General features: G+C 63.0%; 7 protein-coding genes, 2 pseudogenes and 1 CRISPR repeat array (1 of these 10 cut by a window edge). Of the genes and pseudogenes, 6 read left to right on the top strand and 3 right to left on the bottom strand.

Going from position 1 to position 11,282, the window contains the following annotated elements:
* Positions 1-366: 366 nt before the first annotated feature.
* From K7I12_RS12825 to K7I12_RS12805, 5 genes and pseudogenes are all read left to right on the top strand, one after another.
* Positions 367-612 (top strand): type II toxin-antitoxin system CcdA family antitoxin, encoded by a 246-nt coding sequence (locus K7I12_RS12825; protein ID WP_031385175.1) that lies wholly within the window; start codon positions 367-369, stop codon positions 610-612.
* A complete protein-coding gene (locus K7I12_RS12820) occupies positions 612-929 on the top strand; it encodes a CcdB family protein (protein ID WP_231664359.1) in 318 nt (105 codons plus the stop codon). Before K7I12_RS12825 ends, K7I12_RS12820 begins: the two co-directional genes overlap by 1 nt.
* Positions 930-1,057: 128 nt before the next feature.
* Positions 1,058-1,294 carry an addiction module protein gene (locus K7I12_RS12815; RefSeq protein WP_031385173.1) on the top strand — a complete coding sequence of 79 codons (237 nt, stop codon included), beginning with the start codon at positions 1,058-1,060 and terminating at the stop codon, positions 1,292-1,294.
* 2 nt (positions 1,295-1,296) lie between these two features.
* The gene (locus tag K7I12_RS12810; protein ID WP_084173638.1) at positions 1,297-1,611 is read left to right on the top strand and encodes a hypothetical protein; all 315 of its coding nucleotides are present in this window, start codon (positions 1,297-1,299) and stop codon (positions 1,609-1,611) included.
* Between the two features lie 342 nt (positions 1,612-1,953).
* A pseudogene (locus tag K7I12_RS12805) lies at positions 1,954-3,060 on the top strand (IS5 family transposase).
* Between the two features lie 18 nt (positions 3,061-3,078).
* On the opposite strand, the gene K7I12_RS12800 reads toward K7I12_RS12805, so the two are convergent.
* Positions 3,079-4,362, bottom strand: coding sequence for a M24 family metallopeptidase (locus K7I12_RS12800; RefSeq protein ID WP_231664358.1), 1,284 nt, complete (start codon positions 4,360-4,362; stop codon positions 3,079-3,081).
* 68 nt (positions 4,363-4,430) lie between these two features.
* Complete coding sequence (locus K7I12_RS12795) at positions 4,431-5,318, bottom strand: HalD/BesD family halogenase (RefSeq protein ID WP_231664357.1); 888 nt, start codon at positions 5,316-5,318, stop codon at positions 4,431-4,433.
* A gap of 106 nt (positions 5,319-5,424) precedes the next feature.
* On the opposite strand from K7I12_RS12795, the gene K7I12_RS12790 reads away from it, so the two are divergent.
* Positions 5,425-6,360 carry a LysR family transcriptional regulator gene (locus tag K7I12_RS12790; protein WP_231664356.1) on the top strand — a complete coding sequence of 312 codons (936 nt, stop codon included), beginning with the start codon at positions 5,425-5,427 and terminating at the stop codon, positions 6,358-6,360.
* A gap of 77 nt (positions 6,361-6,437) precedes the next feature.
* Here K7I12_RS12790 and K7I12_RS12785 read toward each other — a convergent pair.
* A pseudogene (locus K7I12_RS12785) lies at positions 6,438-6,664 on the bottom strand (transposase); the annotation flags it as partial.
* A 33-nt stretch (positions 6,665-6,697) separates the two neighbouring features.
* Positions 6,698-11,282: a CRISPR direct-repeat array (repeat unit 29 nt; unit sequence CGGTTTATCCCCGCGCCTGCGGGGAACGG); it runs 2,162 nt beyond the window's last position.

The following is an 11,282-nucleotide window of genomic DNA, read 5'->3' as shown; positions in this document are numbered from 1 at the left end:
TGGCCCAGCCAGAAGGCCTGTGTCGAGGTCAGGTCAGTCATGGTGTCCTCCTTGGAATCGGGTGACACCAGTCTGACGGACACTATTCAGCGGCAGAAGATGGGGTTTGTGGAGCGCTTACCATTATTGTACTGTTTATTTGCAGGACGTCACACTAGCACGACTTAACACCGACTAACATGGCGCTCAGTGAATCGGCGCGGGCGTGGCGTTCAGCCGTGCGTGTAGACCACTCACCAAAGCTCGGGGCGCTGAAAGGCCGCCACACCGGCAAACGTCGATACGAACAGTGGCTGAACGCGCTTGCATGCGCATTACCATGCGCATAAGCTAAAAGCTCAAGCGTTACTGTAACCGGAGGCTATCATGGCCGAACTCTACAACACAGCTGCACCGAAAAAAGCCGCGAATCTGTCAGTTAACAGCGATTTGCTGCAAAAAACTCGCGCTCTGAACATCAACCTCTCGGCCACTCTGGAGCGAGCATTGCAAGAGGAGTTGGCGAAGCGCGAGGCTGACCAATGGGTTGAAGAAAACCGGGCAGCGATCAAAAGCTACAATGAGTTCGTCGAACAGCATGGCTGTTTCGGGGATAAATTTCGGGAGTTTTGATGGCTCAGTTCGACGTTTATCCGAACCCCAGCCGAACCAGCAAGGCGTATTACCCATACCTGGTGGATGTTCAAAGCCCTCTGCTGAGAGAGCTCGCAACGCGTATCGTCATCCCTTTGGGTAAACGCTCCGCCTTTGGCAGCCAAGCCATGCAAGGCCTCACACCGGAAATCACCTTCGCCGATCAAGAACTACTATTGCTAACACCGCAAATTTCCTCAGTCCCTGGAAAGCATCTCAAGAACCCGGTTGGCTCCCTCTCCCATTTCACAGACCAGATTGTTGGAGCTCTAGATTTCGCTATCACTGGTATTTAACGCCAGCCATAAGCGGCGCCCTGACAAGGGCGTCCGATGGAGGGCCGAAGGCCCGGAACAAACTTAATGGCCTTGTTAGGGCTTTCGGATCGGGATAGCATAACTGTATCGTCATTCGCGGAGGCACCATGACCACCGAAGCATTTAATCACTTACGCTCCCAGATTTCGACGCTCTCCGAGTCAGAACGTGCAGCGCTGGCTCGCGAGCTTATAATGAGCTTGGACGGCCCCCGTGACGACTCTGTTGAAAAAGCTTGGAACGATGAAATTGTTCGCCGTGTGTCCAAGGTTCAAAGCGGAAAGGCCACGCTGCTTAGCCGCGAAGAATTCCGAACGAAGATGCGAGCGAGGATAGGCCAGTAACGTTGCGAATAGTAAGGATACTGGAAGAAGCCTCGCAGGAAGCGATAGAAGCCGCAGCGTGGTACGAATCAGAGCAAGCTGGACTCGGAGCCGAGTTCTCCGCTGCTGTTGACGCTGCCATCGATGTTATTGAAGAAAACTTCATCCCCTTATCACCCCTCCCCAAAGAAGCCGGCGACACTGGTGCAAAACGACTGATTCTCGAACGTTTCCCCTACGATATCGTCGCAATCGAATTGCCGGAAGAAGCCGTCGTAATCGCTGTCGCTCACCACTCCCGAAAACCTGGCTATTGGCAGGAGCGCAGTCAGCCCTAACAGGTGATTAGATAGCGCGCTCGTATAAGAATCTTGAACGAGCGCGCGCATTCAAGATTCTTATACTGCGCACCCAACCCTCTGATTTCCAATGACCATGCACTTCATCTCGCTATATAGCACCAATAACCGCGCATGCTTCTTTTGTCGGCACAGTCGGGTTGGTCGCCACCGCTCTCCCCACTCTCCCGCATACCATTTCGACCACGCTACCGCCAGGGTGAGGGACTATAAACCTCACCGCCTCGCCCATTGTTTATGTCATCAAGCCCTTAAGAAGGTGTTTACAAAAACAATAGGTGATTGAGACGATGGGGCCTTACCTTCAGGGGAGAGGAATCCATGTCGAAAGGCGGTCGACCCAGGAAGGTCGGTGACGCGGAGAAGCGCCTGTTACGCCAGTTAGTTGAGGAGATGCCGCTTGCCACGCTGGACGAGATCACCGAGGCCTTTTGCACGCGTACGGGCCTCTCTGTGCACCACATGACCGTACGCAGGCGCTTGGACGAGATGGGCATTCGACGTGAACAGGCGACGCTGCCACCCCCTCAAGGTGAGTTGGAACAGCGTTATGGCTATCGGCCGGCCCACCGTCGGCAACAGCCAGGACAGCGCTACCCCAGCTCGCTCACCGACGAGGAGTGGCGCCTCGTGGCCGACATTTTCGAGAGTGATGGCGATCGTGGCACACCGCCTCGCTATCCTCGTCGCCTGTTGGTCGATGCATGTTGCTACGTGGTCCGCAGTGGATGCTCGTGGCGAATGCTGCCCAAGGACTTTCCCGCCTGGCAGAACGTGTACCGGACGTTTCGCCGATGGAGCCAACAGGGCAAGTTCGAGCAGATGCACGACCGGTTACGCATTCAATGGCGGGAGCGTGAGGGGCGTACTCAAATGCCTAGCGCGGCTGTTCTGGATGCCCAGTCGACGCGGAGTTCGCCGCAAGGTGGGACGAGTGGCTACGATGCCGGGAAGAAGGTCAAAGGCCGCAAGCGCCATGTCCTGGTCGACACCCTGGGGCTGATACTTGCCGTAAGCGTGACGGCCGCCAGCGTACAAGACCGTGACGGCGCACATCCTGTGATGGCCAATGGCATGGAAAAATATGCCTGAATATCAAAGGTTTTTGTTGATGCGGGCTATGCAGGGCGCTGTGCGCAGACAATCCGCCAGCGGCACGACATTGCGGTCGAGGTCGTGCACCATCCCGCCAACGCCAATGTGGGCCGTTGGTGCACACCGGGCCAGGGAGACCTGTTCATGCGCCAGCCAGATGCCAACGGCTTCTGGGTGCTCCCGAAACGCTGGGTCGTCGAGCGCACTCATGCCTGGATCGAAAAGGCTCGGCGGCTGGTGATGCATCACGACCGGCGTGTCGACGTTTCTGAGGCTTGGGTCTGGCTGGCAGCGGGTCGTCAGTTGCTTAACCGATTAACTCGCCTGTCTTGATAATTTGTAAACACCCTCTCAAAACTCCCTGCCGAGTAGGGCCTCATCGAACGGATAGCGCGAGAGCTTTTCGATGCCGGTGTCGGTGACCAGCACCTCTTCCTCGAGCTTGACGCCGTCGGCGGCGCCGACCTCGCCGATGTAGCTTTCCACCGAGACCACCATGCCGGGTTCGAGCACACCGTCCTTGGAGAAGCGGTCGAAGTCCATGTGGTGGGCGACCAGCGGGGTCTCGCCGTGCATGCCCACGCCGTGGATGATCGACGGGTAGCGACGATCGAGGAAACGCTCGGGAATCTTCCAGGCGTTTTCGGCGATCTCACGGTAGCTCATCCCCGGCTTGAGGATCTGCATGTTGTGATGCACCTGCTCGTAGGCCATCCGGTAGAGGCTCTGCTGGTAGCCGCTGGGGCGGCCCGGCCCGACGTGGAAGGTGCGCGAGAAGTCGGAATAGTAGCCGTGGCAGCCGATGGTATCGGTATCCAGCGCCACCAGTTCGCCGGCGCGGATGACCCGGTCGCTGGCTTCGTTGAACCAGGGGTTGGTGCGCGGGCCGGAGGAAAGCAGCCGCGTCTCGATGAACTCGCCGCCCTGCTGGATGACGTTGCCGTAGAGCGTGGCAAACAGGTCGTTTTCGCGCACGCCGGGCTTGATCGCGGCCTCGACCTCGGCGACCGCGGCCTCGCAGCCCGCCATCGACTGCGCCAGGCAGGCGATCTCCTCGGGGGTCTTGATGCGCCGGCAATGCAGGGTGTCCTGCATGCAGTCATAGACGTCCAGCCCCTGGGCCTCCAGCGAGCGGGCCAGGTTCAGCGCGCAGCGGTCCAGGCCGATCTTCCTGTTGCCCTTGCCGTGCGCTTCCATCAGCTCGGCGATCTCGATGCCGAACGGGTCGGAAGACAGGTTGTCGCGCTGGTTGACCGCCGACCACACCACCTTGGAGATACGCGATTCGTCGATGGTCTCCAGCCAGGTGGAGACGTGGGCGCTGCCCGGGTATTCGAACAGGATTATCGGGCCTTCGAGCGGCACGTAGATGTAGCGCGTGGAGTTGCGCAGGAAATAGCCGAACATGTTGCGCGAGCCGGTGGCGTAGCGCTGATTGTAGGGGTCGAACAGCACCAGCGCGGCATAGCCCTGCTCGGCCATCATCGCGCGCAGGCGTGCCAGGCGCCCACCGCGCAGTTGCAGCGGGTCGAAGGCGGTCGGGATGCTGTCGGTATTGGCCATCGGCGCCGAGGGGACGACCGGGATGGAGGACGGTTCGCTGTCGCTGAGTCGGGCGGATTCGATACGGTTCATGGCAATCCTTTGGGCAAAAGCAGCGCCCGGCGATGGGCCGCCGGGCCTCGAAACAGGGGCGCCTGCGTTCAGTCGGCGAGGTTGTCGCTGCGCTGGGTCCGGCCCTCGTCGAGCATGCGCTCGTGCACCGGCGCCATGCGCCCGAAGATACGCTGGGCGCGCTCGGGGCGGCCGACGAAGCCCGGCTCCTTGGCATAGGCGAAGATCACCGTATGCCGCTCGCGGCTGCCCGCGACCGGGGTCACGCGATGCAGCGAGTAGCGCCCGAAGAACACCTGCAGGTCGCCCGGCTGCAGGTCGAGCGTCTTCAGACGGCTGCGATCGCCGTCCAGCACCGACTGGACCGCCTCGAAGTTCTCGCCCTCGGGGCTGCGGATGCCCGGCGCGTACTCGAACCGGCCCCCGCCCTCGGACTGGCGCGTCATCATGGTGACGATGAACTCGTTGGTGTCGTAATGCCACGGGTGCTGGCAGCCCTCGCGCAGCACGTTGACGACCAGGTCGGCCAGCGGGTCGGCGTATTGGTGAATCGTCTCGATACCCACCACCGCAGCGATGAAGCGCTGAAAATCCGGGTGCTGATAGACCTGGCGAATGATGGTGTCACGATCGATCCGATCCCCGGCGACGAAGCCGTTGGTGCGATCGCCGAAGCGGTTCCTGGGGTGCTCCGCCGGCAGGCCGGGATCGCCGTCGGAGTTGTAGGGATTGGTTTCGTTCTGGTTGTAATGCGCCGCCGGCGAGAGCCGCTCGGTTTCACGCTCGAGCCGGTCGAGCGCATGGTCCGGCACGAAGCGCGGCAGCACGACGCAACCGTCGTCGGCCAGCTGTTCACGACAACGCTCGATCAGCGCTTGCCCGGCTGAACTCGAAAGCTCGGTCAGTGGGTAGCGCGCCAGATCGACGAGCCCCTCCAACGAAGAACTGGTCGTCCGGTTATCGGCGGTAGCGTGCATGCGATGTCTCCTGGTCGCGATCTTGACACCGTGTCAGCCTAGGGCGTGAAATCCGATAATAGAAATGAATGATTCAGATACGATCAATTTCAGGGGCTCATAGACGATGGATACGGACCTGTTGCGTGCCTTCGTGGCCGTCGCCGAATGTGAAGGCTTCAGCGCCGCCGGCAAGATTCTCTGCCGTACCCAATCGGCGGTCAGCCTGCAGATCAAGCGGCTCGAGGATCGCATGGGCGAGTCGCTGTTCGAGCGCACCAGCCGCAGCGTGCTGCTCACTCCGTCGGGCGAAAGGCTGTTGCCCTACGCCCGGCAGATATTGAAGTTGCAGGATGACGCCCAGCGCATGATGGGGGCCGACAATCGGCGTGAATTGATCAGGCTGGGTATCTCCGAGGAGCAGGCGAGCGCGTATCTACCCAGCCTGCTGCCGCGCTTCGCCGATTCCCATTCACACGTGCATATCGAGGTCTATTGCGATATCAGCGCCAATCTTATCGCGCGATTCCAGGAGGGGCTGCTGGATCTCGTGCTGGCGGTGCGCCATGGACCCACGCATACCGGGGAATTGCTGGGCCGCGAGCCGATGGTCTGGGTCGTTGCCGACAACATCGATCTTGCCGACTGGCAACGTCTGCCGCTGGCCCTGAACCCCGAGGGGTGCATCTTTCGGGCCCATGCCCTGGCGGCGCTGGGAAGAGACGAACGACAGTGGGACGTGCGCTACATCAGCCAATCGCCGACCGGCATCAACGTCGCGGTGCAAAGCGGCCTGGCGATGACCGTCAAGACGCCGCGTAGCGTACCCGCCGGCTGCCGAATCATCGGCGATGACGAAGGGTTGCCCGACCTGGGGTATATCGAAATCGAACTTCATCGAAGCCCCGGTCAAATGAGCGAAGCGTTCGATAGTTTCTGCACGGATCTGGTGGCCACCGTGACCGGCATGCAAAGCGTGGAGAGTGTGGATTTGGAGATATTGCCCAAGCGGGGTGGGCAGTTTGCTCCTCCACCCCCCACATCTTGTGGTCACCAGTCATAGCCATGGGTCACCTGCGCTTGCGTCACAGGCCCGGTGACAACGGCTTGTTCGAGCAGCCGACGGAATACGAGGTCGCGGCTGGCCTCAAACCAAGTGGTCAGCGGCGTCCGCGTCTTGTCCAGGAGGGTTCCAGCGGTCACTGTTCCCTGATGACGGCAGGACGAGCACACGAGGCACCCCACGAGTGCTGCCATGGCGACGCAGCAGTCCCGCACGCCGGGCAGACAAAGCCACTGGGCCAACGCAATTGGCCCAACCACGCAGCGCAGGCCGCACCGTCAGGATACATCTCAACGAACTCACGGTCAGGCTTGCTCGCTCGCCGGGTGGCATCATGCGGTTTATCCCCGCGCCTGCGGGGAACGGATTCGCGCAAGTCGGACATGCGCGGACGGCGGCGGTTTATCCCCGCGCCTGCGGGGAACGGTGCCAGGCCCACAACCACGGGCACGACGGCCACGGTTTATCCCCGCGCCTGCGGGGAACGGACCTCACTGGCCGCCGTGCAGGAATACGGCGACGGTTTATCCCCGCGCCTGCGGGGAACGGGCTCGGCTGCCGTTGGCGTTGGCGTTCTTCGGCGGTTTATCCCCGCGCCTGCGGGGAACGGGAGCGGCATGCTGTACAGCCATGACGCCGAGGCGGTTTATCCCCGCGCCTGCGGGGAACGGCGCGACATCATACTCAAGGCGCGACAGTTGGGCGGTTTATCCCCGCGCCTGCGGGGAACGGGTATCGAGAACTGGGCGGATCAGGACCGCGCCGGTTTATCCCCGCGCCTGCGGGGAACGGCGATCAGCCCACGCCCCCAGCGGCGGCTTTTGTGGTTTATCCCCGCGCCTGCGGGGAACGGCAGATGACGCCGGCCACGCTTTCGCTCCTCAACCGGTTTATCCCCGCGCCTGCGGGGAACGGTCCTGCGTGCGGTCGATGATCGGCGGCCGTACCGGTTTATCCCCGCGCCTGCGGGGAACGGTCGACGAGGACACCGACATGGAAACCATTAAACGGTTTATCCCCGCGCCTGCGGGGAACGGCGGTGCTGACACCGCAGCGCCCAGGCGGCGCCCGGTTTATCCCCGCGCCTGCGGGGAACGGCAGATCGGCATCGGATAGCTCGCCTTCCTTGCCGGTTTATCCCCGCGCCTGCGGGGAACGGGCGAGGCATATTCTTCCCTTTACGTACTGCTGGCGGTTTATCCCCGCGCCTGCGGGGAACGGGTCCAGTCGGCGCGGTATTCGCCCTGCTCGATCGGTTTATCCCCGCGCCTGCGGGGAACGGCTTTCTAAACCGACGCCAGGCACTTGTCATTCCTGGTTTATCCCCGCGCCTGCGGGGAACGGGCCCGCAGGGTGCCGGGGCTCGCCCACCACAGACGGTTTATCCCCGCGCCTGCGGGGAACGGGCGATGCGCCACGACCAGAGCCGGCAGCGTGACGGTTTATCCCCGCGCCTGCGGGGAACGGCACCGTGGCCGACAGCGTCGGCGCCACCGGCTCGGTTTATCCCCGCGCCTGCGGGGAACGGACGCGGCCGCCCATGACGCCGGCGAAAGAGCGCGGTTTATCCCCGCGCCTGCGGGGAACGGTTCCGTAGAACCTTCGATGCAGCGGATGCCGCCGGTTTATCCCCGCGCCTGCGGGGAACGGATATCCCTGAATGGGTGTTCTGGGCACTAGGCCGGTTTATCCCCGCGCCTGCGGGGAACGGCTTGTTCATGTGGCTCCTGGGGGCGGTGTCGAGGGTTTATCCCCGCGCCTGCGGGGAACGGTCACCTAATGGTTGCATCGGGTTGCCGTCGACCGGTTTATCCCCGCGCCTGCGGGGAACGGGCGGGGATCGCGTCAGGCCAGTGCCTCCGCATACGGTTTATCCCCGCGCCTGCGGGGAACGGAGCACATCGCATGTGCCAGGTGCGGTAACCCGCGGTTTATCCCCGCGCCTGCGGGGAACGGGATCGCCAGGTCACGATCGAAACGGTTTGCGGCGGTTTATCCCCGCGCCTGCGGGGAACGGCAGATTAAGCTCCCGCGTAAGTTGGTCCCGATCGGTTTATCCCCGCGCCTGCGGGGAACGGGGCAAGTTCCTTGCTGAACGTGTTGACGGCATCGGTTTATCCCCGCGCCTGCGGGGAACGGTCAGGGAGTTCTCAATGCTCATCGTAAATCTCCGGTTTATCCCCGCGCCTGCGGGGAACGGCTCGTACTATCCGAACCTTGCTATTGCGAACGGCGGTTTATCCCCGCGCCTGCGGGGAACGGGAGTTCATCCTGAATCACGCTGACCCCATGGACGGTTTATCCCCGCGCCTGCGGGGAACGGGCAGGTGCAGCACTGGTGGGAGCAGATGACGGGCGGTTTATCCCCGCGCCTGCGGGGAACGGCGGATCAGGTCGAGGATCGCGTCGCGCTCAGCCGGTTTATCCCCGCGCCTGCGGGGAACGGGACAACGAGCGCGTCAAAGGCGATATGAGCCGCGGTTTATCCCCGCGCCTGCGGGGAACGGATCCAGCTACCGCCCAGCGCCTCGACACTATCCGGTTTATCCCCGCGCCTGCGGGGAACGGAAAACGCTCTTAAATAAATTTTGCAATTGGAGCGGTTTATCCCCGCGCCTGCGGGGAACGGAGGGGCCGTGATGTTGGCCGGTAGGGCGGGGACGGTTTATCCCCGCGCCTGCGGGGAACGGTCCTTGCTGACCCGTTGCTGACCCAGTACCGTCGGTTTATCCCCGCGCCTGCGGGGAACGGGCGGGCGATCTTGGCCCACACGTCGCGCACCTCGGTTTATCCCCGCGCCTGCGGGGAACGGCTCGCTGTGTATGATGTCGGTCATGCGGATTCCGGTTTATCCCCGCGCCTGCGGGGAACGGGCCCACATGCGCCGCCAGTGCGTAGCGTTCGCCGGTTTATCCCCGCGCCTGCGGGGAACGGAGCACTTGATCCTCGTTGCCAAGCAATTCTGGCGGTTTATCCCCGCGCCTGCGGGGAACGGTACGGGCTGCTCCGCCGGGCGGTGGTGTTCCACGGTTTATCCCCGCGCCTGCGGGGAACGGATTAGGCGGCAGGCTTCGAGCTCGTCGGCTTCCGGTTTATCCCCGCGCCTGCGGGGAACGGAGGGAACTAGCCTCGAAGACGCTCTAAGCCAACGGTTTATCCCCGCGCCTGCGGGGAACGGGGTTCTGGCGACTGGGAATCGCTCAAGCAGGACGGTTTATCCCCGCGCCTGCGGGGAACGGACGTGCGCCTCGTCGATCACGACAAGATCAAACGGTTTATCCCCGCGCCTGCGGGGAACGGGCGAGGCGTGACGCCTAGGCGCTCGGCGAGCCCGGTTTATCCCCGCGCCTGCGGGGAACGGCGCCGCGGCGAGGTGGGTACCGCGCTGAACGCCGGTTTATCCCCGCGCCTGCGGGGAACGGGCACTGTGCTGGCCCTGTTCGACATCGTTCAGCGGTTTATCCCCGCGCCTGCGGGGAACGGCGAACAAAGAGCAAGCTGCACGTCCGCCGATTCGGTTTATCCCCGCGCCTGCGGGGAACGGTCGTCGTACTGCTTGCGGTCGGGGTTCTGTGACGGTTTATCCCCGCGCCTGCGGGGAACGGGAGCTCGGTAACGCTCAGCGCCGTCTCGATTCCGGTTTATCCCCGCGCCTGCGGGGAACGGCTGGTTCTCGACGGCGCTGATCACCGCCCCGGCGGTTTATCCCCGCGCCTGCGGGGAACGGGGGAGAGGATGACGACTGTAGTCGCTGAACGTCGGTTTATCCCCGCGCCTGCGGGGAACGGAGCAAGAGGCTCTCAAAGCTCGCCAGCAGCAACGGTTTATCCCCGCGCCTGCGGGGAACGGCCGGCATCGAGCACGGACTTGGCCATTTTGGTCGGTTTATCCCCGCGCCTGCGGGGAACGGTGTTTACGCTAATTCTGATCCCGGTTTCGATGCGGTTTATCCCCGCGCCTGCGGGGAACGGAAGAAATAGCTGCCTCATAAGGTGTTTTATACCGGTTTATCCCCGCGCCTGCGGGGAACGGTTTACCCTCGATCACCGAATGCCGCAATCGTACGGTTTATCCCCGCGCCTGCGGGGAACGGTCGGTCAGGTCGTCGAGCACCTCGCGGGCCAACGGTTTATCCCCGCGCCTGCGGGGAACGGTCGAGCGTTCCCTCGCATTGCTACAGATCCCCCGGTTTATCCCCGCGCCTGCGGGGAACGGCTCTCGCCTCAGCAGGTTCGCACCATCGCTGACGGTTTATCCCCGCGCCTGCGGGGAACGGCCGGCGAGGAGATCGCCGGCTCTCTCCACCGCCGGTTTATCCCCGCGCCTGCGGGGAACGGTACTGGCGAAGCAGGCGACGGGCTTCTGTGACCGGTTTATCCCCGCGCCTGCGGGGAACGGGATGAAAGAATTACCCCAGAGGCGCTGGGCGACGGTTTATCCCCGCGCCTGCGGGGAACGGGGCGTGACCGACGTCGATCTTGACCCGGTCGGCGGTTTATCCCCGCGCCTGCGGGGAACGGTTTAGATCGCTCTCGCGGCCTGAGCCCTCGTACGGTTTATCCCCGCGCCTGCGGGGAACGGACCTACCTCGACGAATATTTCTGGATCCACGGCGGTTTATCCCCGCGCCTGCGGGGAACGGCCCGACTACCTGGGCGCGCTGCAGTCGATCTACGGTTTATCCCCGCGCCTGCGGGGAACGGCGTTTCAGCTCACGGACCTCGGGCACGCGCAGCGGTTTATCCCCGCGCCTGCGGGGAACGGTACAGGGCGGCGATAGGGTCAAGGCGTCTCGGCGGTTTATCCCCGCGCCTGCGGGGAACGGAGAAACAGCCCCTTTCCCTTCCCTGACAATCACGGTTTATCCCCGCGCCTGCGGGGAACGGAGAGTCGGCGACGGGAGACTCAACGCCGCCACCGGT

The organism is Halomonas sp. IOP_31 (assembly GCF_021151495.1).
Classification (GTDB): domain Bacteria; phylum Pseudomonadota; class Gammaproteobacteria; order Pseudomonadales; family Halomonadaceae; genus Modicisalibacter; species Modicisalibacter zincidurans.
The sequence above is the reverse complement of the archived record's forward strand: the minus strand, read 5'-3'. Positions and strand labels throughout refer to the sequence as shown.